Raw genomic sequence first — 25,196 nt, forward strand, 5'->3', positions numbered from 1 at the left:
CTGCCAATACCAGGAAGTCCCGTCCCTGAACGACGCGGCCTCGGCGGCCGAGCATCTATGGCGACACACCTCGTTGAAGGGAACAGCCATGAAGACGCTCATCGTCTACGCCCACCCTGAGCCGCGTTCGCTGAACGGCTCACTGAAGGACCTCGCCGTGTCCACTCTCGAAGCCACCGGGCACGAGGTGCGGGTGAGTGACCTGTACGCGATGAACTGGAAGGCCGTGGTGGACGCGGCGGACTTCGGCGAGCACGCCACGAGCCCGCTGCAGGTGGCGGCGAGTTCGGGCGGGGCGTACGACGCCGGCGCGCTCACGCCCGACGTGGCGGCCGAGCAGGAGAAGCTGCTGTGGGCCGACACGGTGGTCTTCCAGTTCCCGATGTGGTGGTACACGATGCCGGCGATCCTCAAAGGTTGGGTGGACCGGGTGTTCTCCTTCCACTTCGCGTACGGCGTCGGAGTGCACGACGAGACCCGGTACGGCGAGCGTTTCGGTGAGGGGACGCTGCAGGGGCGGCGGGCGATCCTGTCGGTGACCGTCGGGGGCCCGGAGTCCCAATACACCGATCGCGGGATCAACGGCCCGATCGAGGACCTGCTGTTCCCGATCCACCATGGAATCCTGTACTACCCGGGCCTGGAGGTGCTGCCGCCGTTCGTGCTGTACGGAACCGGCAAGATCACCGACGGCGACTTCGAGGACGCCGCAAAGGCATGGAAGGAGCGGCTGCTGTCACTGGAGACGACCGAGCCGATCGCGTTCCGGCGCCAGAACTTCGGTGACTACGAGATCCCATCACTGCGGTTGAAGGAGGGCCTGGAAGTGCCGGGCCGCAAGGGTTTCGGCCTACACGTGCGGGGTTAGCCGCCGACGAGGGGCAGGACGAGACCACCCGCTGGAAGTACTGCCTGGGTATGGAGCCGACCGACCCGGGTTTCGATCATTCATGACGCTGCGGCAGCGGGCCGGCGTGCTCCTGGGGTGCCGTCCGGTCAGAGCCCCGGCCGGACGGCTCCGACTCGGCCTGCGCGGACGCTCTGCTTTTCGGCTCGTCGCACGGCCCTGAGCGGAGGACCGTGATGCGGGGCACGGCGAGGGATGATCTCATGGGGCGGTGCCTCTGACGTTCCCCTCGCATGCCGCGGTCGTGCTGCCGGTGAAGACGCGGTGGCCCCGCCGGTTCGACGGGGTCGCGCTCGTCGTCGGGTCGGCGGCGCCGGACCTGCCCTACGTGCTGGGCAAGCCGTTGCTCACCTATGGGCACACCTGGGTGGGGCTGGTGGTGTGGGGTGTGCCGCTGAGTGTGGTCGCGGCGCTGCTCGTACGGTGTGCGGCGCCCGCCGTCGCCGTGCACCTGCCGGGCTGGTGCCGGGACTACGGCGTGCTCGGCCGGGTGCGCCACCGCTGGTATGTGACGGTGTGGTCCGCGCTGGCCGGCGCGGTCAGCCACCGGTTGTCGGACGAGGTCACCCACGACGGGATACCGGGAACCTCGCTGGGGTTCGCCGTGCTCGGCGAGCCGGTGGTGGACGGCGTGCCGTGGTGGTTCGTGCTGCACGGGGCGTCCACGGTGCTCGGCCTGGCCGGATGGGTGTGGGCGAGCGTCCACATCGGACGGCGGGGGCTGCTGCGCGAGTGGCACGGGCCGCCGCCGGAGATCGTCCGGCGGCCCGTGCGGTTCTGGACGGTCCTGGCCGGGACGCTGGCGGCCGGGAGCGCCGCCTCGGCGCTGCTGCCCGACGGCGACGTCCCGGTCGTCTTCATCATCCGGGTGCTGGGTGTGTTCGCGGTCGCGGCCATGGCGGCGGCGCTGGCCGTCGAACTCGGCGGGGAGCGCACGAAGGACGCCGGCGGCGATCGCGGAGAATCCAACGCGGTTGCCTTTGACCTGCGGGGGTAGAGCATGTCCTCACGGCCGGGTGGCGGTCGACCTTGCCGAGGCCCGGGACTGAGAGCGGGTCCGCGAGCGGAAGGTACGGCGGTAGGTGTCCGGAGGCACGCCGACCGTGCGGTTGAAGTGCCGGCGCAATGTCGTGGCGGTGCCCATGCCGGTGACCGCCGCGATGGTGTCGACGCTGTCGTCGGTGGTCTCCAGCAGTTCCTGGGCGTGGCGGATCCGCTGGGTCAGCAGCCATTGCAGCGGGGTGGTACCGGTCACCGACCTGAAGTGGCGGTTCAGGTTGCGTGAGCTCATCCGCGCCTGGCGGGCCAGGTCTTCCACGGTCAGCGGACGGTCCAGCCGCTCGATCACCCAGGGGAGCAGTTCGGCGAGCGGGTGGTTGTCCGGGGCGGGCACGGGGGTGGTGACGAACTGGGCCTGGCCGCCGTCCCGGTGCGGCGGCACGACCAGGCGTCGGGCGACCGCGTTGGCGGTCGAGGATCCGTGGTCGAGGCGGACCAGGTGCAGGCACAGGTCCATGGCGGCGGCTTTGCCGGCGGAGGTGAGCACGCTGCCGTTGTCCACGTACAGGACGTCGGGGTCCACCTCCACCTGGGGGTAGCGGGCGGCCAGGGCTCGGGTGTGCGCCCAGTGCGTGGTCGCGCGCTTGCCGTCCAGCAGGCCGGCGGCGGCCAGCACGAACGCGCCCGTGCAGAGGGAGGCCACGCGCGCGCCGGCCTCGTGGGCCGCGCGCACCGCGTCGACCAGGTCGGCGGGCGGGTCCGCATCGATGTCGGCCCAGCCCGGGACGATCACGGTGTGGGCGCGCGGGAGGTGGTCGAGGCCGTGGTCGGGTTCCAGCCGGAACCGGTCGACCCGCACGGCGCCCGGACCGCAGACGGCGACGCTGTACCAGGGGTCGGCCAGGCCGGTCGGGCCGGCCCCGAAGACCTCGTAGGCCAAGGACAGCTCGAAGTGCAGCATTCCGTCGGTGACGGCCAGTGCGACAATGCCCATGTCCGGAATTGTACGGGTAATGGCATTCCAGACACTCGCCGAGATCACCGGCCCTTGCCAGGATGATCACGACAGATCGCAGCAGCGGATCATTCGAGTCGAGGGGAGAACCCGTGGGATCAGGGCTCATGGTGGCGGTGTTCGGCGCGTACGGGCACACCGGGCGCTTCGTGGTGGCGCACCTGCGGGACCGCGGGTTCGTTCCGGTCCTGTCCGGGCGCGACGCGGACAAGCTGAAGGTGCTGGCGTACGAATCCGGGTCGAAGGCCCGTCCGGCATCGGTCGACGACCCGGCCTCGCTCGACCGCGCGCTGGCGGGTACGGCGGCCGTGATCAACTGTGCCGGGCCCTTCGCCACGACGGCCGCCCCCGTGATCGAGGCGGCACTGCGCGCCGGGATCCCGTATGTGGACGTGGCGGCCGAGATCGAGGCCAACGTCGACACGTTCACGCGCTTCACGGACCGCGCCCGCGACGCGGGAGCGGTGATCGTCCCTGCGATGGCCTTCTACGGCGGCCTCGGCGACCTGCTGACCACCGCCGCCATGGGCGACTGGACGGCGGCCGACGAGGCGCACATCGCGTACGGGCTGAGCGGTTGGCACCCCACTCCCGGGACGCGTGCCGCGGGCGCGGTCTCCCGGCGGCGGCGGAACGGCCGACGCGTCCGTTACACCAACGGCCGGCTGGAGTACCGCCATGACGACCCGCCGACCCTGGAGTGGTCCTTCCCCGACCCGATGGGGCCCCGGACCGTCATCGGGGAGTTCACGATGGCCGACGTCGTCACCGTTCCCAGCCACCTGTCCATCCCCGAAGTGCGCACCTACATGACGGTCGAGGCGGCCAGGGACCTCTCGGCCCCGGACACCCCGGCGCCGGCCCCGGCCGACGAGCTGGGGCGGTCGGCCCAGACCTTCCTCGTCGACGTCGTCGTGCGCTCCGGCGGCAGTGAACGGCGCGCCGTGGCGAGGGGGCGGGACATCTACGCCGTCACCGCGCCGCTCGCGGTGGAGGCGGTCGACCGCATACTCACGGGACGGACCAGGACGGTCGGTGTCGCCTCCGCCGGCGAGGTCTTCGACGCGCCCGACTTTCTCCGCGCGCTGTCCTCGCACCTTTCCCTGGACCTGCGTCCGTAGCAGCACGTCCGGCGCTCGTCCCCCATGGCCCCTCCGGCCATCGGACCCGGCTATCCGCGATCTGAATTCGGCTCGGCGGTGCCGCCTGAGGCCGCCTCGGCTTTCGTGTGGAGGACCTCGCGCGCCTGTTCGGCGGCGCGGACGGTGCTCTCGCTGACGAAGTCGAGGAAGCGGGCGATGTTCTCCAGGCGGGCGGCGGCCGGGGTGCCGGGGCCGAGGACGCCGACGCCCTGCCGTGCGGTCTCGACGATCTGGGTGAGGGCCCGGGCGCTGGCGATCATCGATTGGTACCAGACGTCGTCGTCGACGACGTAGCGGTCGCGGCGGCGTTCGTCGCGTTCCCTGCGGATGAGGCCCTGCTCGTCGAGGAACGCGACCGCCTTGGAGACGGACGCCGGGCTGACCTGGAGGCGCTGGACGAGTTCGGACGCGGTGAGGCTGCCCGCGTCGGCGAGGGTCAGGCAGGCCAGCACCCGGGCCGTCATCTTGGGCATGCCCGATTGCATGAGGACGGTGGTGAACGTCTCCTCGTACTCGCGCACGGCCTCGGCGTCGCGTCCGCGGGCCTGCGCGGGCGCCTGCGGCCCCCGAGACGCGGCCTGCCCGCGCCTGCGGGTGCGGCGTTCGGTGGCGCGGTGGGCCAGGTCGGCGCGGTAGCCGGTGGGGCCGCCGTTGCGCATCACCTCACGCGTGATCGTCGAGGTCGGACGGTCGAGGCGTCTGGCGATCTCCGCGTAGGCGAGGCCGTCGGCCAGCCCCAGCGCGATCTGCTGGCGTTCCTGCTGAGTGAGCCTGCCTCCCGGCATCGCGACCTCCTCGGTGCTCCCTGATACTCCCACCATAGCGTTCACCCTCAATCTATTGCAACGACCGGATAGCCGCTGTTGCGTTATGTTCTAGAGTCATTGCAACAATATTCATGCATCTAACTGCGTTAAAGCTGATTGAGTGCAACGAAGTTGTTGCCGGATTTCTGAATGCAACGTAGCGTTTCTCTTGTCGGAAACAACGAGGCACAGGAGAGCGCCATGCAGCAGTTCGACACCCCCGCCCCGATCACCGCCGTCCTGGACGTCCCTGCGGGGAGTGTGCGGTTCATCGCTGCCGACCGGGCCGACACCGTGGTCGAGGTCCGGCCCGCGGACGCCTCCAAGGGCCGCGATGTGAAGGCGGCGGAGCGGACCGAGGTCGCATACGCCGACGGCGTCCTGCGGATCGGGACCCCGGTGAGGAACCAGTACCTCGGTTCCTCCGGATCCCTCGAGGTGACCGTCCGGCTGCCCGCCGGCTCCCGGGTCGAGGCGAAGGCGGCCGGCGCCGGGTTCCGGGCCGTCGGCCGGTTCGGCGACGTCGCCTTCGAGGGCGCGTACGGCCAGGTCAAGATCGACGAGGCTGCGGGGGTCCGCCTCACCGCGACCGACGGCGATGTCGAGGTGGGCCGGTTGGGGGGCTCCGCGCAGATCAGCACCGCTAAGGGCGACATCCGCATCGCCGAGGCCGCGGGCGGCACGGTCGTGCTGCACACCCAGGCCGGCTCGATCTCGGTCGGCGCCGCTCCCGGTGTCTCGGCCTGTCTGGACGCCGGCACCGGCCACGGCCGCATCAGCAACGGCCTCAGGAACGACGGCGCCGCCCGGCTCGACATCCGTGCCACCACCGCCTGCGGCGACATCACCGCCCGCAGCCTCTGAGGAGCACCGATCATGACGAATCTGGCCATCGCAGCTCAGGGGCTGCGCGAGTCCTACGGCGACAAGGTCGTACTCGACACCCCCGACCTCGACGACGTCTTCCTCGCCCTGACCGGCCGGCACGGGGAGGCCTCCCGATGAGCGCTCTCGCCCTGGCCGCGCGTGATTCGGCCACCATGGTCCGGCGTCAGCTCAAGCGCCTGGTCCGCTACCCGTCCATGACCGTGCAGCTGGTCATCACCCCCGTCATCATCCTGTTCCTGTTCGTCTATGTCCTGGGCGGCACGCTGGGCGGCGGCCGCCTGGTGCGTCGGCATCACCGTCGTCTCCTACCTGTGGGCCGACGACATCTTCGACAAGACCTGACCGTGAACCGGCTGGACAGGGCCGCCAGACCCCAACGGGCCTGGCGGCCCTGAGCCTTTCCGCCCGTTACCGGTCGCGGGGATCGTGCTCGCACCGGACGAGGTCGGCGCGTTCGAGAGGATGCCGTCGCAGATTGCTGGAGGACCCGGCTCTCGGGCCGGGTCCAGATGCGAGGCCCGAGAAGGAGGGCCCTCCAGGCGCATGGAGGTGTTCGACCGCACCCAGCTGGCGGCGGAGACGGTTCCGATCGAAGGGGTCGTGCAGAAGGCGCGGCAGGACGCGGTCCGGTCACCGCTCGGTGTTCGGGGTGGGTCGTCCGGTGGGGAAGAGGATGAGGCTCATGAGGTGGGGGACCCGGCCGGGGGCGGGCGTGTTGGCGGTGCGGGATGCCAGGACGGCGAGGAGTTCCCGGGTCAGGTCGGCGAGCTCCTGGGGGGTGAGCCATACGACGCCCTGCCGGTAGCCGACGCCGTCGGAGGAAGGGTCGGCGCCTTGCTCGCCGAGGTAGGCGTTGAATTCGGCCAGGAGGGCGGCCATGGCGGCGGTGAACCCTCGCCGGTGGTCCTCGATCGTCATCGCCGCGCCGTCCAGAGGGGTCTGCTCGCCGCGCAGCCGGTAGGTACGCTCCACGGCGCCGCGCACGCGCTGCTCGCCCGCGACCTCGAGAACGCCGGCGTCGGCCAGCACGGCAACATGCCGGTACACGGAGGTCTTCGGGACATCGGCCAGATGAGCGCCCAGCTCGGCGGTGGTGCGGGAGCGTCCGCCGGACAGGGCGTGCACGATGCGCAGGCGCACCGGGTGCAGCAGCAGGTCGGTCTGGTCCATACAACGACGATCCCACATCTGGTACCTTTCCCAAAATTGGAACCAATGTTTGGGAGGCCCAGAATGACCACCGCGACGGCACACCTCAGCACGCGGGCGGTACGGCCCTTGCATACGCTCGACCCCGCCGCACCGCCGGACGATCTCGGCTGGCTGGACGAGGCGATCGGCGACGCCCGCGTCGTGGCGATCGGCGAGAGCGCCCACTACAACCGGGAGTCCTTCCAGCTGCGCGACCGCCTCCTGCGCCACCTGGCCGAGCGGCACGGCTTCGGCGCCTTCGCGATGGAGACCGGCTTCGTGGAGGCCCGGCTCGTCGACGCGTGGGTGCGCGGAGCACCGGGGGACGCCGGCCGGGTGGCGGCGCACGGCCTGACGTCCCTGATGGGGATGTGGACGGAGATGGTCGACCATCTGGAGGCGATGCGCCGCCGCAACACCGACTCTTCTCGGCCCGTCTCCTTCTACGGAATCGACCTGCCCGGCTCCAATGCCTCACTGCTGCCCGGCCTCGACGCCGTCACCGCCTACCTCGCCGAAGCCGACCCCGACTACCGCCCCGACCCGGCACTGCGGCAGACCGCCGCGACTTTCGCCGCCGGCTCGGTGTTCTCCGCGCAGGCCGCGCTTGCCGCCTATGTGGGGCTCGCCGACTCGGCCAAGGACGCGCTCACCGCAGGGCTGGCCGACCTGTCCGCCCGGATGACCGGACGGCGCCTGGAGTACCGGCGGCGTACCGGCGGCGAGGCCTACGAGCGGGCCCTGCGCACCCTGCACGTCACGGCCGCGCTCGACACGACCATCCGGGCGATGCTCCGCGGCGACCAGCAGGCCGCCCTCTACGACCGGGACGCCGCCATCGCCGACACCGTCCAGTGGATCCTCGACCGCGAAGACCGGATCGTGCTCGCCGCCCACAACGGCCACGTCCAGCGGTGGCCCACCGGCTTCCCCGGCGTCCCGCCCGCCACCCCGATGGGCATGCACCTGGCCGAACGCCTCGGCCCGGACTACCTTCCCATCGGCATGACCAGCGGCCAAGGCCAGATGCTCAACGTCGGCCCCGACTTCGCCACCGGCATCCTCTTCGCCCCCATGGACCCGCCCCGCCCCGGCAGCCTCGACGCCCTCCTGCACGCCAGCCACGACGGCCCCTTCGCCACCGACCTGCGCCACCTCGACCCCGCCGACACCACCGCCATCCGCACCGCCACCGCCCACCGCACCGGCAACGGCCCCCACTACGCCGACATCGACCCCCTCCAAGCCTTCGACCTCCTCATCCACCTCCCCCACCTGACCCCCGCCACCCCCGCCCCCACCGCACTCGCCCACACTCCGACCGACGTCCAAAAACCGTTCACCCACTGGACCAGCACGACCCGACGCCACAGCCCACAAGACAATCCGACCCGCATCAATGAACGGCGATGACGTCCGCCGTCCCCAGGCGCCAGGTAAGTCTTGATCTTGCCCGATGCCCGCACTGTGGGGTGTCCGGCTCAGTACTGTTCCCGACACCCCGCCGGTGCCGTTCCAGGACTCAGGGGTTGCATCCTGTACTCGGGTACAGGCTTACCTTCGGGGCGAAGGCCGCCGAGGGCGGTCCCGAAGGACGGGGATGAGTGATGTGCGGACCTGGATGCGGGTACGGCCCGGCCGGTCAGGCGAGCGAGCCGGTGGAGGTGCCGATCGCGTGCACGCTGCCGGCCGGGGAGATGAAGGCGCGGCTGGGTGAGTTCGAGCAGCTGTTCGCCCAGGCGCTGACGGGCTGGCGGCGTGAGCCGCTGGTGCTGCGGCTGGAGCTGCGCGGCGGGGTGGAGGAGCGGGCTCGGGCGCTGCTGGCGGCCGAAGCCGAGTGCTGCGCGTTCCTGGGCTTTGAGGTGGAGGGCGGCCAGGAGGGCCTGCTGGTGACGGTGACGGCACCGCCGGAGGCGGGCGCCGCCCTGGACGGTCTCCAGGAACTCGCAGAAGGCCGGGCGTCGGCGGCGCAGGTGGCGGCCGGGTGGCCGCGGTGAGCGGCTACGAGGGGCTGCGGTCGGGGGAACTGGCAGCGGCCGCAGGGGTGAACGCCCAGACGCTGCGCTACTACGAGCGGCGCGGCCTGCTCGCCGAGCCGGAACGCACCTTGGGTGGGCACCGCCTGTACCCGGCCGAAGCGGTCACGGTGCTGCGGGTGATCAAAGCGGCGCAGCGGCTGGGGTTCACGCTGGAGGAGGTCTCCGACCTGCTGGAAACCGCCGGGCACCGGCACCGCGGTGACGGCCTGGCCGAGCGCGCCCGCCTCAAGCTGATCGAGGTCGAAGAGCGCATCGCCGACCTGACCGTGATCGAACAGGCACTGCGGCAGACCATCGAGGCGGGCTGCGCCGACCTGGTCGAATGCGCCCAGGCCGGCTGCTGCCCGATCCCCTTCACCCCCCTGGCCGACCTGCGCCGCACCCCCGAGGCCCTGGAGGAACGCCCGTGAGCAGGAAACCGACGTCGTCGAAGACCAGGGCGGGACTGGGGGTGCTGGCGGCGGTGGCATGCGCGGCGTGTTGCGCGCTGCCGGTCCTGATCGCCGCCGGAGCGCTGTCCGGCGCCGGCGCCGCCGTGCTCGCCGACAAGATGCCGATGATCGCCGCCGTCCTGGCGGCGGCCGCCGTCGCGGTCTTCGCCTTCGCGGCTTGGCGGCGCCGGCGCGGTCCCGGGTGCGGCAGCGACGGCTGCGGCACGCCGGGCAAGGGCACGGCCTGCTCATGCGCGGACGCCCGCACCTGACCGGCAGGTCAGCTCCCCCGCCAACGGCCGGTCAGGGTGTGGGTTCGCCGGTCAGGTGGCGGGTGACCAGGGCGGCGAACTCCGCGGCGGGAGGACTGAGGGTGTGCCAGCGGCGGGCGGCCCAGCCGACCGCGAGCGGGGTGAGGTCGGGGATGGGGATGGCGCGCAGGGGTGCGCCGACGTCCAGGCGGGGAAGGGAGGGCAGGACGGCGTGGCCGATGCCCAGTTCGGCCAGCAGGACCGCGGTGTCCCAGTCGGCGGTTCCCACGGGGGTGGGCGGGCGCACGCCGAGCCGGATGAAGTCCTCCTCCAGGCGCCGGTGGGAGACCGAGTTGTCCGGGTGGGCGATGTAACGGATCGCGGTGAGCGTGGCGGGGTCGATCGAGTCCCGCTCCGCCAGGGGGTCGTCGGCGTGCACGACCAGCACCCAGGGCAGGTCGACGACCGGGCGCTGCTCGATGCCGGGCAGCGGATCGCCGAAGGTGATCCACGCCAGGTCGGCCCAGCCGCCGTGGAGGAGTTCGATGCAGCGGCGGGCCGAGTGGGAGGAGCGGAACTCCAGGGTCGTCTCCGGGTGGCGGCCGCGGAAGAGGGGGATCGTGCCGGCCATGAAGTGCCGGACCGTGACCCCGCCCGTGGTGATCCGCACCGTGCCGCTACGCCCGTCGCGCAACTCCCCCAGGTGGCGCAGCGCGGCGTCGAGGGAACTGATCCCACCCTGCGCCGCCTCGTAGAGCACCCGCCCGGCCCTGGTCGGGACAACGCCCCTCGCGTGCCGTTCGACCAGGGCCACTCCGGTCTCCCGCTCCAGCCTCTTCACGTGCTGGCTGACCGCCGACTGCGTACACGCCAGGTCACGCGCCACCGCGCTGAGGTTCCCGGCCTCGCACACGGCGACGAACACCCGCAGATCGTCCAGCGTCACGGAACCCAAGTTATTCCTGGGAGATCTCCAAGAAAACCCCAGGATTGACTGGGGTCTGCGGCCGGAACACGATGGAGGCCGGCAAGCCCCACGACACGGCGGCAACCCGCCCACCGAGGAGACACGCCATGGACGACGGCGTCATCGCGCTGCTGTCGGCACGCGGAGCGGAGCGGATCATCCACCCGGGCGGGACGCTGCAGGCCCATCTGCTCCGGGTCGCCGAACGCCTGGGAAGCTGGGGCGCCCGTCCCGCGCTGCGCCGGGCCGGACTCGCCCACGCCTTCTACGGCACCGACGGATTCCCCACCGCGCTGGGCGACCCGTCCCACCGCGAAGAACTCATAGCGCTCACGGGACCTGAGACCGAGGCGCTGGTCTACCTGTACGGCAGCTGCGACCGGACGTTCACCCATCCCCGCCTGGCCGTGGACGGGGTGTTCCGGGACCGTTTCACCGGACGGGAGCTGCATCCCCCGCAGTCGGCGCTCCGCGACTTCGCCGAGATCAGCGTGGCCAACGAACTGGACATCGCCGAACTCGACCCGGCCTTCCACGCCCGTTACGGGCCGCGACTGCGCGCCCTGTTCACCGCCTGGGGTCGGCTCCTGAGCGCACCGGCACGCCGGGACGTGGACCGGATCCTCCCCCGGGCCTCGTCCTGACCTTCGCCTGCCGTCCGATGAGGCCCCCTTTCAACAGGATCTAGCAAGGGATCCCGGCCGTTCACGGCCGGGAGGAATCGCCCCCACGGGGCGGGTACGACGTCGTGGAGATGATGCTGGCCGACCAGGACAGCTGGGACCGCTACGCAGCGGCCCAGTGGCTCAACCTGCGCCGCTGGCTCGACCAGAACCCCGACGACGAACTGGCGCCCGAGGTACGGGAGGAACTCACCAACGAGCCCGCCCGCTACGCGCGCTACACGCGTGAGTATCTCGGCTGGGAAGTCTTCGCCCTCATGGAGTCTCCGTAATAAACGGCGAGAATCCAACGAACCTACTGCCCGGAGAACCGCTGCGCGGTGCTCGGCTCACCGAGCGGAAGGTCAAGGCCCTGGCGGCGGCGGTACGCCGCCTGCACGCCGCGGTGCCGCCGGACGTCCTGGCCGCGCTCCCGCTCCGGCCAGGCCACCAGTGCGAGGTCATCGCCTGGATCCGTGCGCGGACGGCCGCGGCCTCGCATGCCCCGCTGCCCGGTGTGGTGCGCCGGGCTCTGGGAAGCGGGCCGGCGTGGCTGGCCGGCTCGGGCCTGGAGGGCACGGGGTGGCCGGATGTCGCGCCGGTTTTCGGACCCGGAGACGGCAACATCGCCAACTACCTGTGGGACGGCCATCGCGTCCGGGTGGTGGGCTTCGAGGAGTTCGGCCGCAGCGACCGGGCCTTCGAACTGGCCGAGATCACCGAGCATGTGGCCGGCTGGGTGGAGCACCCCTGGATGTCGGGCTCTTCCTGGAGCAGCTCGACCTCACGGCGGCCGAGGCCGCCCGGCTGCAGGACTGCCGCAGGCTCCTGGCACTTGTCTGGCTGTTCCTGCTGGCCTTCGACAAGGGACGAAATCCTACGGGCACCGACGAACGGCAGGCCGAACGCCTGAACCGCCTGCTCACATGAGCAGGCCGCGGGCAGGAAAGCCGCGCCACCGCCACGGTCGGAATCCCTGCGGGTCAGCGTCAACATCGTTGGATTCACAGCCGTTACTCAGCTGGCCCCCAAGGGATGATGAAGGCCCGCCTGCGTTCGCTGCCTGGCGGGAAGCGATGGCGGAGGCACTGGACGAGCTCGCGTGTGCCCGACCCGAACACGTCCCCTGGATCGACCCCGACCCATCCGGCCTGACGAACGGCCTGGTGTCAGCGGCTTCACCGATCAGAAATCTTCCGCCACGTCGTCAGTTCTGGTAGCCCCTCGCCACCCGCGGAAGGATTGACGACCATGACCGAGGCCAGACTGCCAGGCGCCGACAAGGCCGCGTTCATCGCGGCGGCCCGCTCAAATGACACAGCACAGTTCGCGCTCATCACGGAGCGCTACCGGCGTGAGCTGCAGGTGCACTGCTACCGGATGCTCGCGAACTACGAGGACGCCCAGGACATGACGCAGGAGACGTTCCTGCGGGCGTGGAACAAGCGGGAGTCGTTCAAAGGCCACGCTGCGCTGCGGACCTGGCTGTACCGGATCGCGACGAACGCCTGCCTCGACTTCCTGGACAAGCGCGACGACCGCACACCCGTGCCTGCCGAGCTGCCGGGCGCGGGCTCGGAAGTGCGCTACCTGCAGCCCTACCCGGACCGGATGCTCCCGGAGGACCCGCAGGAATCGGTGGTGGCGCGGGAGACGATCGAGCTGGCGTTCATCGTCGCCGTCCAGCACCTGCCGCCGCGGCAGCGGGCGGTGTTCATCTTGCGCGACGTCCTCGGCTGGCCGGCGTCGAAGGCCGCCGACGCCCTCGAGCTGACCGTCGCATCGGTGACCAGCGCACTGCAGCGGGCGCGTGTGACGATGCGCGAGCAGCTGCCCGACCGCCGCCTCGACTGGCGGAGCCCCGCCACGCACGAGCTGTCGAAGGACGAGCGCGGCCTGGTGAAGTCGTATATCGACGCCCATGAGCGCAACGACCTCGACGGGCTGATGGCCCTGCTGCGCGACGATCTGCGCTTCGCGATGCTGCCCGAGCCGGGCACCTTGATCGTCACGGCCAAGGACGCGGTGGACGGCTGGGTCTCCAATGGGCTCTTCCAGCGCGGCTACGACGACTGGCGCTGCATCGCCACGACGGTCAACCGCATGCCTGCCGCCGTGCTGTACCTCCGCACCCCCGACGACCCGGAATACCGTTTGTTCACCATCGCGGTCCTGCGCATCGTCGACGGGAAGATCGCCGAGCTCACCGGATTCGACGCCACCGACAAACCATGGCTGGGCCTGCCCCCGACGCTGTGATCAGACAAGTCCCCATCGCCGACGAGTCCAGCGCATGGGTCGGCGTCACCGAAGTCACCGCGGAATGAGCACCCCGACCAGCTGAACACCAATGCGGCAACGCGAACACCACCGCCCCGCCGGCGTTGCCGGCGGGGCATCTTCATGCCCGAAGAACATCGTCACGTTCAACGAGGCCGTCGTCCTCCTCTTCAGCGAGTCGGTCAACAGCTCATTCGGAACGCAAGGAAGGGCCCGGGGAAGGGTTCCCTCATAGCCGAGGGTCACGGTGAGCACGCCAGGAAGGATTTCGATCTGGCCTTACGAGCCGAGCATTTGGCCCGTGCTCATCGCCTCGTCTCGTATCGGGTCAGCACCACGCCGCCGGGAAATGTCCGCGTCTCGACCAGGTTCAGGTTCACCCGGTCGTCCAGCGCGGTGAAGAACGGCGTGCCGCCGCCCACCAGGACCGGGTGGGTGACCAGCGCGTACTCGTCGATCAGCCCGGCCCGCATGGCCGCCCCGGCGAGCGTCGCGCCGCCGATGTCCATCGGGCCGCCGTCCTCGGCCCTGAGCCGGGCGATCTCGGCGACCGCGTCGCCGGTGACCAGGCGGGCGTTCCAGTCGACCGCGCTGGTCGTCGAGGAGAACACCACCTTCGGCATGTCCCGCCAGCGGCGCGCGAACTCGATCTCCGCCGGTGTGGCGCCAGGCCGCTGGTCGGCGGTCGGCCAGTGGGAACTCATCGTCTCCCACAGTTTGCGCCCGTACAGCGCCAGGCCCGTCGCCCCCACCCGGTCGGACCACCACTGGAACAGCTCGTCGCTCGGCACGCTCCAGCCGAGGTCGTCGCCGGGCGCGGCGATGTAGCCGTCCAGGCTCAGGTTCATGCCGAAGATCAGTTTCCGCATCGTGCCAGCCTCCCGTGAGTCGATCTCACACGTACAGACGGGCGCGGCGCGCAAACCTCATCGGTGCGCGATCGGCCCGCGACCCGCATCAGAACGGCCAGTCACGATAAGAGCCGCCCACCAGGCTCCTTCACGTGACTGGCCGTTCCATTGCTGCTCAAGCCCCGAGTCGGTGCCCCCACTGTTCACATAAGCGTCGTTTCGAATTCAGCAGCCGCTTTCGGGTGCCTTTGGGTCGAGACGGACACTCAGCCGGGCTCGCGCTTCGGGGGAAGACGGGACCCAGTCCAGCATGCCGACTCGAAGGGTTGCTTGTTCATGACCAGTCTCCGTGCGCTCTTGGGGGCGATCATCGTCTTCGTGGCGTTGCCGATCGGTTTCGCCCCGGCGGCGCATGCCGCCGCCGTGCCGTCGCAGGGTTCCGCCACTCAGCTCGACATCGGTAACTGGAACGTCGAGTGGTTCGGTGACACGGGCTTCGGCCCGACCGACGAGGCGCTGCAGCAGGCCAACGTTCGCGACGTCATGGCCGGCGCCGACATGGATGTCTGGGGCCTGTCCGAGGTCGTCAGCACCTCCGCGTTCAACACCCTTGTCTCCGGTATGCCCGGCTTCACCGGAGTCCTGGCGAACGATCCGATCGTGACGAACGGGCCGCAGTACTACTCGGACTTCAGCAACGCCGAGCAGAAGGTCGCGCTCGTCTGGCGCAGCAGCATGGCCAGCCTGGTGAGCGCGAAGGTCATCCTGACGGACCAGAACAGCAACTTCGCGGGCCGCCCGCCGGTCGAGTTCACGCTGCGCGGCACCTTCGACGGCGCGACCCGCGACCTCGTCTTCATCGTCCTGCACGCCAAGGCCGGCTCCACCCAGGACGCGTGGAACCTGCGCAACCCCGCATCCCAGGCCTTCAAGTCCTACCTCGACTCGACCTACCCGACGCAGGACGTCTTCGTGATCGGCGACTGGAACGACGACGTCGACACCTCCATCACGACCGGGAACGCGTCGCCGTACGCCAACTTCGTGAACGACACGGCGCGTTACAGCTTCCCGACGCGGGCACTGTCCCTGGCCGGAGTCGCGTCGACCACCGGCTACCCGGACTTCATCGACCACCAGCTCAACACCAACGAGGTCAACGCGAAGTACGTCGCGGGCTCGGCGACCGCGTTCCAGCCCCAGGCGTACGTTCCGAACTACGCGACCACGACCAGCGATCACTACCCGGTGCTGGCCCGGTACAACTTCACCCTCGGCGGCGGAGGCGCCAACCAGCAGCCCACGGCCGCGTTCACGCACTCCTGCACCAACCTCACGTGCGCCTTCACCGACGGCAGCACCGACCCTGACGGCACGATCACGGGCCGCAGCTGGACCTTCGGCAACGGCCAGACCTCGACCGCCACGAACCCCTCGGTCACCTACGCCGCGGCGGGCACCTACCCGGTGAGCCTCACCGTGACCGACAACGGCGGCGCCACGCACACCACGACTCAGAACGTCACGGTCACCGCGGGCAGCGGCGGCCCGGCCAACGTCATCATCAACGAGGTCCTCGCCAACGAGCCGGGCAGCAGCACCGCCGGCGAGGCCGTCGAGATCGTGAACATCGGAGGCACCGCGATCTCCATCGCGGGCTGGACGGTCCGGGACGCCACGGCCGTGCGGCACACCTTCGCGGCCGGAACGACGCTGCAGCCCGGCAAGGCGATCACCGTGTTCGGGGGAGCCTCCAGCATCCCCGGCGGCATTGTGGCCGTGGCGGCGAGCACCGGTGGCCTCAACCTGGCCAACAGCGGCGACCAGGTGACCCTCCGGGACGCGGCCGGTGCGACGATCCAGTCGATGAGCTACACCTCGAGCCAGGCGAGCTCCGACGGCGTCTCGATCAACCGGAGCCCTGACGGCTCGGCGACCGGCGCCTGGGTCAAGCACAACACGATCAGCTCCCTGACCCGGTCCCCCGGCCAGCACGCCGACGGAACGGCGTACTGAGCCAACACCGACACCCGCCCGCCAGGGATCGTGGCACCGCGCGGCGCCACGATCCCCCCGCCGCTGCCACCACGATCGCAACGGCACCCGGTCCAAGACGGTCGTCACGGATGTGGGGCCGGTGGAGATCGAGGTGCCGCGAGACCGGGACTCCAGCTTCGAACCGCAGATCGTCCGCAAGCGGCAGCGGCGCTCGAACGGTGTGGACGATCTGGTCCTGTCGTTGTCGGCCAAGGGCCTCACCCACGGGGAGATCTCCGCCCACCTGGCCGAGGTCTATGGCACCGAGGTCTCCAAGGCCACGATCACCGCCATCACCGACCGGGTTCTGGACGGCATGGCCGCATGGCAGAACCGGCCGCTGGACGCCGTCTACGCGGTGCTGTTCATCGACGCCGTCCATGTGAAGATCCGGGACGGCAAGGTCGCCAACCGGCCGATCTATCTGGTCATCGGGGTCACCGCCGAAGGCTGCCGCGACATCCTGGGCCTGTGGACCGGCGACGGCAGTGAGGGCGCCAAGTTCTGGGCGCATGTGCTGACCGAGGTCAAGAACCGGGGCGTGCAGGATGCGCTGATGGTCGTCTGCGACGGCCTCAAAGGCCTGCCCGAGCAGGTCAACGCCACCTGGCCGCAGGCGGTCGTCCAAACCTGCGTGGTGCACCTGCTGCGAGGCACCTTCCGTTACGTGCCGCGCCAGCACTGGCAAAAGCTCGCCGATGCACTCAAACCCATCTACACCGCCCTGACCGAGGCCGCCGCCCTCGAGCGGTGGCTGGAGGTCGCCGAGTCCTGGGGCTCCCGTTATCCGGCGATCGTCCGGCTCTGGGAGAACGCCTAGAGCGAGTTCGTACCCTTCCTTGGCTTCGACCCCGAGATCCGGCGGATCGTCTGCACCACCAACGCCATCGAAAGCGTCAACGCCCGCATCCGCAGAGCAGTGCGGTCCCGCGGCCACTTCCCCAACGAGACCGCTGCTCTCAAATGCGTCTACCTGGCGGTCATGAGCCTGGATCCCACCGGCGCCGGCCAGGCCCGCTGGACCAAACGCTTAACTAAACACTCCCCGTTCGGGAGCGGAGGGCCGGAAAGACGTGCCCGCAGGAGTACCCAGGAAGATCCTGTCCCCACCGGACGGTTGATCGAGGAGCGATTCGCCTATCTGGACATCCCCTCCGTGGTCGGTTCAGACGAGCCCGCCCGCCGCTACGGGGGCCCTCAGGAGGTCGTGAGGATGACGAGCTGGCGGGTCGCCCGGGTCATCGCGACATAGCGGTCGACCGCTCCTTCGATGCCGTCGCCGAACGTCTCCGGGTCGATGAGGACGACCAGGTCGAACTCCAGGCCCTTGGACAGCTCCGGGGTCAGCGACCGGACGCGGGACGTCGCCCGGAACGTGGGGTCGCCGATGACGCAGGCGGTCCCGTCGGCGTTCTCGGCGAGCCAGGTGTCGAGGATCCGGCCCAGATCCGCCACGGCTCCGTGGACGACGGGGACGCCGCTGCTGCGGATGGAGGTCGGCACGTTGGCGTCCGGGAGCACGGCCCGGATGACCGGCTCGGCTTCCGCCATGACCTCCTCCGGAGTCCGGTAATTGACGCTCAGGGAGGCCTGGGTGATCCGGTCGAGCCCGACCCGCTCGAGCCGCTCCCGCCACGACTCGGTGAACCCGTGCCTGGCCTGAGCGCGGTCCCCGACGATGGTGAAGCTCCGGGACGGGCAGCGCAGCAGCAGCATCTGCCACTGCGCGTCGGTCAGCTCCTGGGCCTCGTCCACGACGATGTGCGCGAACGGCCCGGCCAGCAGATCCGGGTCGGCGTCGGGCAGGACGGTCTCGTCGACGAGGCTGACCTGGGCGTCCTGGCCGCGCAGCATCGTCACCAGGCTCTCACCGTCCTCCTCCGGGTCGACCCTCTCGGCGGCTTCGATGAGAGTGTCGAGGACCTGGGCCATGTGCTCGCGCTGGGCGGCGAGGGCGGCGTCCTGCCGGCGTTTGCGCCGGGAGGCCTCGGGGTCGCCGAGCCGCTGGCGTGCGGCGTCCAGGAGCGGCAGATCCGACACCGTCCAGGCGTGGGCGTCCTGCCGCTGGAGCGTACGGATCTCCTCGGGGCCGAGCCAGGGAGCACACATCCTCAGGTAGGCGGGCACCGACCACAGGTCCGCGACGACGTCGGCCGCCTCGAGCAGCGGCCACGCCCTGTTGAGGGCCATGAGCAGGTCCCTGTTGCGCAGCAGCGACTTGCGCAGCAGGCCGGGCGGGGCGTCGCCCTCGTGCTTGTCCATCAGGATCGTGAGCAGTTCCTCCCAGATCCGGTCGCGTGCCTCGTTGTGCGCGGTACCGGGGTCCGGCGCTTCGAACGCCTCGGCCCAATCATCGACGCTCAGCCAGATGTCGGACCAGGGAGTCGTGACCGTCATGCCCTCGGTGGGCTGCTTCTCGTAGAATCTGACGGCCGTCTCGATCGCCTTCACCAGGTCCGCGGACGACTTCAGCCGCGCCACGTCCGGGTCGGTCTCGACCGCCGCCGCCGCTCCCTCGGCGACGAGGTCCCGCAGGGTGCAGGTCTGCACGCCCTCCTCGCCGAGGCTGGGCAGGACGTCGGCGACGTAGGCCAGGTAGGGCTGGTGCGGGCCGACGAACAGCACGCCGCCCCGGTGGTGGCCGAGGCGGGGATCGGAGTACAGGAGGTAGGCGGAGCGGTGCAGGGCGACGACGGTCTTACCCGTTCCCGGACCGCCGTCGACGACCAGCGCACCGCGCGACCCCGCCCGGATGATGGCGTCCTGGTCGGCCTGGATGGTGCCGAGCACGTCCCGCATCCGGGCCGAGCGGTGAGTGCTCAAGCTGGCGATGAAAGCGGACTGGTCGTCGAGCGCGGCGTGCCCCTCCAGCCCGTCGGAGGTGAACACCTCGTCCCAGTAGTCGCTGATCCGGCCGCGGGTCCAGCGGTACCTGCGGCGGCTCGCCAGGCCCATCGGGTTGGCGTGGGTCGCTCCGAAGAACGGCTCGGCCGCCGGGGAGCGCCAGTCGAGCAGCAGCCGGCGGCCCGCGCTGTCGGTGAGGCCGAGCCGCCCGACGTACACCGGCTCGGGGTCGTCCTCGCTGACGAAATGCCCCAGGCACAGGTCCAGACCGAAGCGGCGCAGGGTGCGCAGGCGGGCGCTCAGCCGGTGGATCTCCATGTCCCGGTCCATCGCCGCCCGACCCGCGCCGCCGGGCGCCCTGCGCTCGGCGCCGAGGCGGTCGGACAGGTCGGCGATCGACCGCTCGAGGCACTCCGCGATGGCCGCGAAGTGCCGCTCGTCACCGGAGATCAACGCCGGGTCGGCCTTGGGGGCGAGGTGGTCGGGAAGGTCGAACGCGCTGGCGGTCAGCGGATTCACTTCATCGGCTCCGATCTGGGGTTCGTTCTCGGCGCTCACGAGCGCGGCTGGACTCTGTCGTGCGTGAGGAGGAGGGAGTCGTTTGCGACCATGGCGCGCGGTAAGGCGTCTGGACCGGCGTGACGAGCCCGGTGGCCATGATGTTCCGGCCACGGCTGACGATTCTGCGGCACGACCCGGGTCTTGCCGCAAGCCCCCGGGTGCGCTATACGTTGGGAGTGGAAAGGAGCGGGTACTCCCCTTTCCCCTGATCGTCCACCGCGAACGGACGACCTCGCGCCGGGGGTTCACCGGCAGAGACCGCGACGAACCGCCGGTGATCAGTGCCCGCCCGGCAGTTCTCCGCTGAGGGCGCCGCGGGCAACTCTACCCCCGGCTTCCGAAGAGCCATGGCGTCCCGGCGTCCGGTGAACGGCTTCCCCGGGGGCGTCCGAGCAGGCGGGATATCCTCAAAGCATGATCAAAGCGGTGCTGTGGGACGTGGACGACACCCTCTTCGACCACTCGGGGACCGAACGCGCCGCGGCCCTGCAGTACTTCACCGCCGAAGGGCTCGACGCCGACGAGACCGCCCTCAGACGGTGGCGGCGGATCACCGACGAGGAGTACGCCCGGTTCACCGCCGGTGAGCTGACCTTCGCCGGGCAGCGGCGCGAACGGGTGCGGCGCCTGCTGCGGCAAGAGCTGTCCGACTCGGAGGCCGATGCCTGGTTCGACCGCTATCTGGTTCTGTTCGAAGCCGCGTGGAGCGCCTTCTCCGACGTCGAGGACGTCTTCGAGGCCCTGGCCGCGCCGCCCTACCGGCACGGGATCCTGTCGAACTCCACCAACGCCGTGCAGGAGCGCAAGCTGACCATGCTCGGCCTGCGCCACCGGTTCGAGTTCGTCGTCTGCTCCGACGAACTCGGCTGCTCCAAACCCGACCCCCGCGCCTTCCTCGAGGCCTGCTCGGTGCTGGGGCTGCCCGCCGGGCACGTCGCCTACGTGGGAGACCGCCTCGACCTGGACGCCTTGGGCGCGCAGGCCGCCGGCCTGACCGGCATCTGGCTGAACCGCACCGGCTCCGCCGTCCCCGTACCCGACGGAATCCACCACATCACCACCCTCGCCGAACTGCCCGGCGTTCTCCGCGGCTGAACGAACCACCGCCCACTCGTGGGAGCCTGCTGGCACCGGTATCACACCCCCCACGGGAGAGCCCCAGTGAAACACCTCAAGTACCTCGCCCTGGTGGCGGCCCTCATCGTCGTCGCGGTCTCCGCCTCGAGCTGCTCGGTGTCCGTGCCGCCCGACAAGGCGGGCCTGGAGTACAACGCCGGCCCGTTCTCCTCCACCGAGTTCGACGCCTGCGGCAACGGCCGCATCTGGCACGGGCCCGGCGACAAGGTGTTCAGCTACCCCATCGGGCAGCGCACCTACAGGTTCGGTGAGGACGGCGACACCGACGCCCTCAAGGTCGTCTCCCAGGACAACCTCGAGCTGACCGTCGAGGGCGTGGCGACCTTCAGCCTCAACGGGTCCTGCAAAACCCTGCGCAAGTTCCACGAGGAGATCGGCCTGAAGTACGAGGCCTACGAGGACGACGGGTGGTCGAAGATGCTCGGCACCTACATCGGCGCCCCGCTCGACCGGGCCCTCGACCAGGTGTCCAAGAAGTACAAGTGGATCGACCTGTACTCCAACCCCGAGGTGAAGAAGTCCTGGGAGAACGAGGTCGGCACCGCGGTCGCCGCCCAGGTCAACGCGACCGCCGGGGACAGCTACTTCTGCTCGCCCGCCTACACCGACAAGGGCGAGTGCGGGTCGTTCCTGCTCACCCTGCAGCAGCCGACCCCGCCGGAGAACGTCCGCAACTCCCTGGCCGCCGCCCAGCAGGCCGTCCAGGACGACCAGACGCAGACGAACCGCAACAAGCAGATCAAGACGGAGCTCAAGGCGCTGCGGGACCTGGTGAAGGTCCTCGGCCCGAACGGGGCGATCCTGTACCAGGCCATCAAGGACGGCCGGATCAAGGTCGTGCCGGTCCCCGCGGGAGGCAACATCAACGTCGCCGAATGACCGCCCCCGGCCCGCCGCGCGGCTTCGCCCCCTGAGCCGCCCTCCCGCTCCGGGAGGGCGGCGCACCTGAAAGCGCGGATCAGCGCGTCCCGCCTCACCGGGGCGGCCGGCACTGCCCCGATCGCGGGCGGGCCTCGGCGGTGAGGACCGTGGCGGTCAGCTCGCTCAGCGGTCGCCGCCGGTGCGGGTGGGCTCCCTGCCTCCGGCGGCCCGGCCGCCGCCGGAGGGAGGCAGGGGGTCGCGGTGCAGGCGGGTGACGACGAACTTCACGAACCACAGGACGCACAGGGCCAGGACGCCGTACACGGCCCAGTTGGCGAACTCCTCGGCGTTGTGCCACTTCTCGCGCAGGGTGTAGCCGGCGAGGACGAAGACGCTGTTCCACAGGGCGCTGCCGAGAGTGGTGTAGAGGCTGAAGCGCATCAGGGGCATGCGTTCGATGCCCGCGGGGACGGACACGAGGCTGCGGACGACGGGGACCATCCGGCCGAAGAGGACGGCCTTGCCACCGTGGCGGGCGAACCAGCGGGTGGCCTTGTCGAGCTCTCCGGAGTCGACCAGGGGCAGGCGGTCGGCCAGGCGGTAGGCGCGCTCGTGGCCGAGGAAGGCGCCCAGGGAGTACAGGGCGAGCGCTCCGAAGAGGGAGCCGAGGGTGGCGGCGACGATGACGAGGACGACGTCGAGTCGGCCTTCGCTGGCGGTGAACCCGGCCAGGGGGAGGATGAGCTCGCTGGGCAGCGGGGGGAAGAGGTTCTCCAGGGAGATCAGCAGCCCCACCCCGAACTCGCCGAGGGACTCCATCACGTCCTCGGCCCAGCCCGCTATCCCGTTCAGCTCGCTCTGCCCCTGTGCCACGTTCATGCAGGCGAAGGTACCCGTCTGCCAGGGGAACACGCGAAACACGAGATCGGCTGGAATATGACAATGACCATGTTTCACCCGGCGTTCCAGTCAGAAAAGAGAGATTCCTCCCAGGACGCGGGCCCCGCCCCTCCAGCGGGGCCCGCACCGGTTCAGGCGGGCTGCCGCACCGCCGCCTCGGACTTGTCCCCGCTGGGACGCGGCCCCTCCCTGTGCAGCACGACCGCCAGCGGAGAAGCGGTGAACACCGAGGAATAAGTACCGACCAGCACACCGATCAGCAGCGCCAGCGCGAAGTCCCTCAGAGTGCTGCCCCCCAGGAACAGCAGCGCCGCCAGAATGAACACCGCCCCCATACCGGTGTTGATCGTACGGGGAATCGTCTGGTAGATCGCGGTACTGGTGAGCCGGGCGAAGGACCTGCCCCCGGTCGCGGTCAGCTCCCTGACCCGGTCGAAGACGACCACGGAGTCATTGACGGAGTAACCGATGACGGTCAGCAGCGCCGCCAGGAAGACACCGTCGAGGCTCTTGCCCAGCCAGGCGAAGACCCCCACCAAGATCAACACATCGTGGGCCATCGCGACCACCGCCGCCACCGCGAAACTCCAGCGGAACCGGAACGCCAGATAGGCCATCTGCATCAACAACGCCGCGATCAGCGCGATGATCGCCGAGCGGCGCAGCTCATCGCCGAGGCTGGGCCCGATCAACTCGTCCCTGACCTTGCTCAGATCCCCGGCCAGACCACCCAGTGCCTGGGTGACACGGGCCTCCTCCGCGTTGCTCAACGGCCCCGTCCGCACGGTCAGCTCCCCCTCACCGGAGGCGTTGACCACCGCGCGCGGCTGCCCGGCCTCGACCAGCAGAGCACGGGCCCGGTCGACGTCCACGGGAACCGACGAGGAGTACTCGATCAGCCTCCCGCCGGTGAACTCCACCCCCAGATTCAACCCGCGCACCACGATGCCCGAACCCGCCACGACCACGGCCAGCAGCGAGAGCGCCAGCCACCGCCTGGCATAGCGCATCAGATGCGGATCACGCCGCTGCAGCCATTCGCGAACCCGGCCCGGCCGGGCGATACCGGTGATGGCGGGACGCCTCTGCACGGCGCGGCGCGAGAACACCACCTCGGCCAGCGCACGGGTGATCACCAAGGCGCTGAACATCGACGCCAGCACACCGATGGCCAGAGTGACACCGAACCCGCGCACCGGACCCGAAGCCAGGAAGAACAGCAGCGCCGCCGCGACCAAAGTGGTGACGTTGGAGTCGGCGATGGCACTGAAGGCATTGCGGAAACCCGCGGCCAACGAGGTGCGCAGGGTGGTGCGCGGCTCCTGGTACTCCTCACGGGCACGTTCGAAGACCAGCACATTGGCGTCGACCGCCATACCGATCGCCAGAACGAAACCGGCCAGCCCCGGCAGGGTCAAGGTGGCGCCCAACCCGGCCAGCACCGCATAGGAGATCAGCCCGTAGCAGGCCAGCGCCACAGCGGCCAGCAACCCCAGCAGCCGGTAGATGATGATGATGAACAACGAGGTCAGCATCGTGCCGATGATCGCGGCCTGAGCGCTGGCGGAGATCGCCTCGGCGCCCAAGGTCGGGCCGACGGTCCGCTGCTCGATCACCGTCACGGGCACCGGCAGCGCGCCACCCCTGATGAGCAGCGCCAACTCCTCCGCGCTCTCGAACGTGAAGTCCCCGGTGATCTGAGTCGACCCGCCGGTGATACCGACCCCGCAGGGGACCGACTCGACGACCTGCGGCGAGGAGATGACCTTCCCGTCCAGCACGATCGCCACCCTCCGCCGAGGATCACCCCCCGGCTGACAGGCCGCGTCACCGGTCAGCTTCGCCCACTTGGCCTCCCCCTGGCCCTTGAAGTCGACGTTGACGAACCAGCCTGGCCCCGACTGCGGATTGCTGCCTGGCGAGGCCCCACCCACGTCCGCACCGGTCAGCCCCGCCGGACCCAGCCGCAGCTTCTGCCCGTCCTCGTCGGGCACCACCAGCTCACCGGCCTTCGGCCCGGTCTGCTCCTCTGCGTACCCCAGGACGGGATGGAAACTCAGTTCGGCCATCCGGCCCAGGACGTCCACGGCCTTCTGCGGATCCTGCAGGCCGGGCAACTCCACGATGATCCGGTTGTCACCGGACCTCACCAGCTGCGGCTCGGCCACACCGAGCGCGTCCACACGACGCCTCAGCGTCTCCACGGTGGTGTCGGTGACCTCCGAGGTCGCCTTCACCGTGGCCGAGTCGCGGGTCTCCAGCACGATCTGCGTGCCGCCCCGCAGGTCCAGCCCCAGCCGGACGGGTGTCGTCACCGTGATGTAAGCGGCCAGGGCCAGGACGGCGAGCGCCAGCAGCGCCCGTATCCGTGTCGCACGTGTCAAAGGAACTCCAACAGGCATGGCACGGCCCGCCGGGGGGCCGCGT

The 25,196-nt window shown here is 70.2% G+C and carries 26 protein-coding genes and 1 pseudogene; 17 read left to right on the forward strand and 10 right to left on the reverse strand.

Annotated elements, in window-relative coordinates:
- Window positions 1-88 precede the first annotated feature (88 nt).
- Both ABGB12_RS12595 and ABGB12_RS12600 read left to right on the forward strand, forming a co-directional pair.
- The gene (locus tag ABGB12_RS12595; protein ID WP_347677210.1) at window positions 89-868 is read left to right on the forward strand and encodes an NAD(P)H-dependent oxidoreductase; all 780 of its coding nucleotides are present in this window, start codon (window positions 89-91) and stop codon (window positions 866-868) included.
- Between the two features lie 250 nt (window positions 869-1,118).
- Window positions 1,119-1,904: a DUF4184 family protein gene (locus ABGB12_RS12600; protein WP_347677212.1), complete on the forward strand. Its 786-nt coding sequence runs from the start codon at window positions 1,119-1,121 to the stop codon at window positions 1,902-1,904.
- 9 nt (window positions 1,905-1,913) lie between these two features.
- On the opposite strand, the gene ABGB12_RS12605 is transcribed toward ABGB12_RS12600, so the two are convergent.
- Window positions 1,914-2,900, reverse strand: coding sequence for a helix-turn-helix domain-containing protein (locus ABGB12_RS12605; protein WP_347677214.1), 987 nt, complete (start codon window positions 2,898-2,900; stop codon window positions 1,914-1,916).
- Window positions 2,901-3,013: 113 nt separating this feature from the next.
- Between ABGB12_RS12605 and ABGB12_RS12610 the strand changes: the two genes are divergently transcribed.
- The gene (locus ABGB12_RS12610; RefSeq protein ID WP_347677216.1) at window positions 3,014-4,042 is read left to right on the forward strand and encodes a saccharopine dehydrogenase NADP-binding domain-containing protein; all 1,029 of its coding nucleotides are present in this window, start codon (window positions 3,014-3,016) and stop codon (window positions 4,040-4,042) included.
- 50 nt (window positions 4,043-4,092) lie between these two features.
- On the opposite strand, the gene ABGB12_RS12615 is transcribed toward ABGB12_RS12610, so the two are convergent.
- A complete protein-coding gene (locus ABGB12_RS12615) occupies window positions 4,093-4,848 on the reverse strand; it encodes a helix-turn-helix domain-containing protein (protein WP_347677719.1) in 756 nt (251 codons plus the stop codon).
- Window positions 4,849-5,070: 222 nt separating this feature from the next.
- On the opposite strand from ABGB12_RS12615, the gene ABGB12_RS12620 reads away from it, so the two are divergent.
- Genes ABGB12_RS12620 through ABGB12_RS12630 form a run of 3 tightly spaced genes read left to right on the forward strand, consistent with a single transcriptional unit; the run spans window position 5,071 to window position 6,152 of the window.
- Entirely contained in the window at window positions 5,071-5,733 is a 663-nt protein-coding gene (locus tag ABGB12_RS12620) for a DUF4097 family beta strand repeat-containing protein (protein ID WP_347677218.1), read from the forward strand.
- A 12-nt stretch (window positions 5,734-5,745) separates the two neighbouring features.
- Window positions 5,746-5,874, forward strand: a complete 129-nt coding sequence (locus ABGB12_RS12625; RefSeq protein ID WP_347677220.1) for a hypothetical protein — start codon at window positions 5,746-5,748, stop codon at window positions 5,872-5,874.
- Window positions 5,871-6,152, forward strand: coding sequence for a hypothetical protein (locus tag ABGB12_RS12630; protein ID WP_347677222.1), 282 nt, complete (start codon window positions 5,871-5,873; stop codon window positions 6,150-6,152). The genes ABGB12_RS12625 and ABGB12_RS12630 overlap by 4 nt, the downstream gene beginning before the upstream one ends.
- 235 nt (window positions 6,153-6,387) lie before the next feature.
- Here ABGB12_RS12630 and ABGB12_RS12635 read toward each other — a convergent pair whose 3' ends face one another.
- Window positions 6,388-6,927, reverse strand: a complete 540-nt coding sequence (locus ABGB12_RS12635; RefSeq protein WP_347677224.1) for a helix-turn-helix domain-containing protein — start codon at window positions 6,925-6,927, stop codon at window positions 6,388-6,390.
- A 63-nt stretch (window positions 6,928-6,990) separates the two neighbouring features.
- Between ABGB12_RS12635 and ABGB12_RS12640 the strand changes: the two genes are divergently transcribed.
- The 4 genes from ABGB12_RS12640 (at window position 6,991) to ABGB12_RS12655 (ending at window position 9,690) form a co-directional block, all read left to right on the forward strand.
- Entirely contained in the window at window positions 6,991-8,361 is a 1,371-nt protein-coding gene (locus ABGB12_RS12640; RefSeq protein WP_347677226.1) for an erythromycin esterase family protein, read from the forward strand.
- A gap of 194 nt (window positions 8,362-8,555) precedes the next feature.
- Entirely contained in the window at window positions 8,556-8,945 is a 390-nt protein-coding gene (locus tag ABGB12_RS12645) for a hypothetical protein (protein ID WP_347677228.1), read from the forward strand.
- Window positions 8,933-9,397 carry a MerR family transcriptional regulator gene (locus ABGB12_RS12650; protein WP_347677230.1) on the forward strand — a complete coding sequence of 155 codons (465 nt, stop codon included), beginning with the start codon at window positions 8,933-8,935 and terminating at the stop codon, window positions 9,395-9,397. The genes ABGB12_RS12645 and ABGB12_RS12650 overlap by 13 nt, the downstream gene beginning before the upstream one ends.
- Window positions 9,394-9,690, forward strand: a complete 297-nt coding sequence (locus ABGB12_RS12655; RefSeq protein WP_347677232.1) for a hypothetical protein — start codon at window positions 9,394-9,396, stop codon at window positions 9,688-9,690. Before ABGB12_RS12650 ends, ABGB12_RS12655 begins: the two co-directional genes overlap by 4 nt.
- 31 nt (window positions 9,691-9,721) lie before the next feature.
- Here the strand turns inward: ABGB12_RS12655 and ABGB12_RS12660 are convergent, their stop codons facing one another.
- Window positions 9,722-10,615 (reverse strand): LysR family transcriptional regulator, encoded by an 894-nt coding sequence (locus ABGB12_RS12660; protein ID WP_347677234.1) that lies wholly within the window; start codon window positions 10,613-10,615, stop codon window positions 9,722-9,724.
- A gap of 128 nt (window positions 10,616-10,743) precedes the next feature.
- Here ABGB12_RS12660 and ABGB12_RS12665 point away from each other — a divergent pair, with 128 nt between their 5' ends.
- Both ABGB12_RS12665 and ABGB12_RS12670 read left to right on the forward strand, forming a co-directional pair.
- Window positions 10,744-11,280 carry a DUF6817 domain-containing protein gene (locus ABGB12_RS12665; RefSeq protein WP_347677236.1) on the forward strand — a complete coding sequence of 179 codons (537 nt, stop codon included), beginning with the start codon at window positions 10,744-10,746 and terminating at the stop codon, window positions 11,278-11,280.
- Window positions 11,281-11,384: 104 nt separating this feature from the next.
- Complete coding sequence (locus ABGB12_RS12670; RefSeq protein WP_347677238.1) at window positions 11,385-11,591, forward strand: hypothetical protein; 207 nt, start codon at window positions 11,385-11,387, stop codon at window positions 11,589-11,591.
- A gap of 23 nt (window positions 11,592-11,614) precedes the next feature.
- Here ABGB12_RS12670 and ABGB12_RS12675 read toward each other — a convergent pair whose 3' ends face one another.
- Window positions 11,615-11,749 (reverse strand): hypothetical protein, encoded by a 135-nt coding sequence (locus ABGB12_RS12675; RefSeq protein ID WP_347677240.1) that lies wholly within the window; start codon window positions 11,747-11,749, stop codon window positions 11,615-11,617.
- A 182-nt stretch (window positions 11,750-11,931) separates the two neighbouring features.
- Window positions 11,932-12,294: a hypothetical protein gene (locus ABGB12_RS12680; RefSeq protein WP_347677242.1), complete on the reverse strand. Its 363-nt coding sequence runs from the start codon at window positions 12,292-12,294 to the stop codon at window positions 11,932-11,934.
- 255 nt (window positions 12,295-12,549) lie between these two features.
- Between ABGB12_RS12680 and ABGB12_RS12685 the strand changes: the two genes are divergently transcribed.
- Window positions 12,550-13,557 carry an RNA polymerase subunit sigma-70 gene (locus ABGB12_RS12685; protein WP_347677244.1) on the forward strand — a complete coding sequence of 336 codons (1,008 nt, stop codon included), beginning with the start codon at window positions 12,550-12,552 and terminating at the stop codon, window positions 13,555-13,557.
- 326 nt (window positions 13,558-13,883) lie between these two features.
- Here the strand turns inward: ABGB12_RS12685 and ABGB12_RS12690 are convergent, their stop codons facing one another.
- Window positions 13,884-14,447, reverse strand: a complete 564-nt coding sequence (locus tag ABGB12_RS12690; protein ID WP_347677246.1) for a dihydrofolate reductase family protein — start codon at window positions 14,445-14,447, stop codon at window positions 13,884-13,886.
- A gap of 318 nt (window positions 14,448-14,765) precedes the next feature.
- Here ABGB12_RS12690 and ABGB12_RS12695 point away from each other — a divergent pair, with 318 nt between their 5' ends.
- The gene (locus ABGB12_RS12695) at window positions 14,766-16,445 is read left to right on the forward strand and encodes a lamin tail domain-containing protein (RefSeq protein ID WP_347677248.1); all 1,680 of its coding nucleotides are present in this window, start codon (window positions 14,766-14,768) and stop codon (window positions 16,443-16,445) included.
- A gap of 58 nt (window positions 16,446-16,503) precedes the next feature.
- A pseudogene (locus tag ABGB12_RS12700) lies at window positions 16,504-17,487 on the forward strand (IS256 family transposase); the annotation flags it as partial.
- A gap of 176 nt (window positions 17,488-17,663) precedes the next feature.
- Here ABGB12_RS12700 and helR read toward each other — a convergent pair.
- Entirely contained in the window at window positions 17,664-19,829 is a 2,166-nt protein-coding gene (helR, locus tag ABGB12_RS12705; RefSeq protein ID WP_347677250.1) for an RNA polymerase recycling motor ATPase HelR, read from the reverse strand.
- 456 nt (window positions 19,830-20,285) lie between these two features.
- On the opposite strand from helR, the gene ABGB12_RS12710 reads away from it, so the two are divergent.
- Entirely contained in the window at window positions 20,286-20,966 is a 681-nt protein-coding gene (locus tag ABGB12_RS12710) for an HAD family hydrolase (RefSeq protein ID WP_347677252.1), read from the forward strand.
- A gap of 66 nt (window positions 20,967-21,032) precedes the next feature.
- Window positions 21,033-21,887, forward strand: a complete 855-nt coding sequence (locus ABGB12_RS12715; RefSeq protein ID WP_347677254.1) for an SPFH domain-containing protein — start codon at window positions 21,033-21,035, stop codon at window positions 21,885-21,887.
- Window positions 21,888-22,052: 165 nt separating this feature from the next.
- Here ABGB12_RS12715 and ABGB12_RS12720 read toward each other — a convergent pair whose 3' ends face one another.
- Both ABGB12_RS12720 and secD read right to left on the reverse strand, forming a co-directional pair.
- Window positions 22,053-22,748, reverse strand: a complete 696-nt coding sequence (locus ABGB12_RS12720) for a DedA family protein (RefSeq protein WP_347677256.1) — start codon at window positions 22,746-22,748, stop codon at window positions 22,053-22,055.
- A gap of 152 nt (window positions 22,749-22,900) precedes the next feature.
- Window positions 22,901-25,153 (reverse strand): protein translocase subunit SecD, encoded by a 2,253-nt coding sequence (gene secD / locus ABGB12_RS12725; protein WP_347677258.1) that lies wholly within the window; start codon window positions 25,151-25,153, stop codon window positions 22,901-22,903.
- Between the last annotated feature and the right edge of the window lie 43 nt (window positions 25,154-25,196).

It is taken from the genome of Actinocorallia sp. B10E7 (assembly GCF_039871655.1).
Lineage (GTDB): Bacteria > Actinomycetota > Actinomycetes > Streptosporangiales > Streptosporangiaceae > Actinocorallia.

What these genes read in the sequence shown, in the direction of transcription:
- ABGB12_RS12595 (WP_347677210.1), top strand. Translation starts at nt 89, where the DNA reads ATGAAGACGCTCATCGTCTACGCCCACCCTGAGCCGCGTTCGCTGAAC.
- ABGB12_RS12605 (WP_347677214.1), bottom strand. Translation starts at nt 2,900, where the DNA reads ATGGGCATTGTCGCACTGGCCGTCACCGACGGAATGCTGCACTTCGAG.
- ABGB12_RS12615 (WP_347677719.1), bottom strand. Translation starts at nt 4,848, where the DNA reads ATGCCGGGAGGCAGGCTCACTCAGCAGGAACGCCAGCAGATCGCGCTG.
- ABGB12_RS12620 (WP_347677218.1), top strand. Translation starts at nt 5,071, where the DNA reads ATGCAGCAGTTCGACACCCCCGCCCCGATCACCGCCGTCCTGGACGTC.
- ABGB12_RS12625 (WP_347677220.1), top strand. Translation starts at nt 5,746, where the DNA reads ATGACGAATCTGGCCATCGCAGCTCAGGGGCTGCGCGAGTCCTACGGC.
- ABGB12_RS12630 (WP_347677222.1), top strand. Translation starts at nt 5,871, where the DNA reads ATGAGCGCTCTCGCCCTGGCCGCGCGTGATTCGGCCACCATGGTCCGG.
- ABGB12_RS12635 (WP_347677224.1), bottom strand. Translation starts at nt 6,927, where the DNA reads ATGGACCAGACCGACCTGCTGCTGCACCCGGTGCGCCTGCGCATCGTG.
- ABGB12_RS12640 (WP_347677226.1), top strand. Translation starts at nt 6,991, where the DNA reads ATGACCACCGCGACGGCACACCTCAGCACGCGGGCGGTACGGCCCTTG.
- ABGB12_RS12645 (WP_347677228.1), top strand. Translation starts at nt 8,556, where the DNA reads ATGTGCGGACCTGGATGCGGGTACGGCCCGGCCGGTCAGGCGAGCGAG.
- ABGB12_RS12665 (WP_347677236.1), top strand. Translation starts at nt 10,744, where the DNA reads ATGGACGACGGCGTCATCGCGCTGCTGTCGGCACGCGGAGCGGAGCGG.
- ABGB12_RS12680 (WP_347677242.1), bottom strand. Translation starts at nt 12,294, where the DNA reads ATGTTGACGCTGACCCGCAGGGATTCCGACCGTGGCGGTGGCGCGGCT.
- ABGB12_RS12685 (WP_347677244.1), top strand. Translation starts at nt 12,550, where the DNA reads ATGACCGAGGCCAGACTGCCAGGCGCCGACAAGGCCGCGTTCATCGCG.
- ABGB12_RS12690 (WP_347677246.1), bottom strand. Translation starts at nt 14,447, where the DNA reads ATGCGGAAACTGATCTTCGGCATGAACCTGAGCCTGGACGGCTACATC.
- ABGB12_RS12695 (WP_347677248.1), top strand. Translation starts at nt 14,766, where the DNA reads ATGACCAGTCTCCGTGCGCTCTTGGGGGCGATCATCGTCTTCGTGGCG.
- ABGB12_RS12710 (WP_347677252.1), top strand. Translation starts at nt 20,286, where the DNA reads ATGATCAAAGCGGTGCTGTGGGACGTGGACGACACCCTCTTCGACCAC.
- ABGB12_RS12720 (WP_347677256.1), bottom strand. Translation starts at nt 22,748, where the DNA reads ATGAACGTGGCACAGGGGCAGAGCGAGCTGAACGGGATAGCGGGCTGG.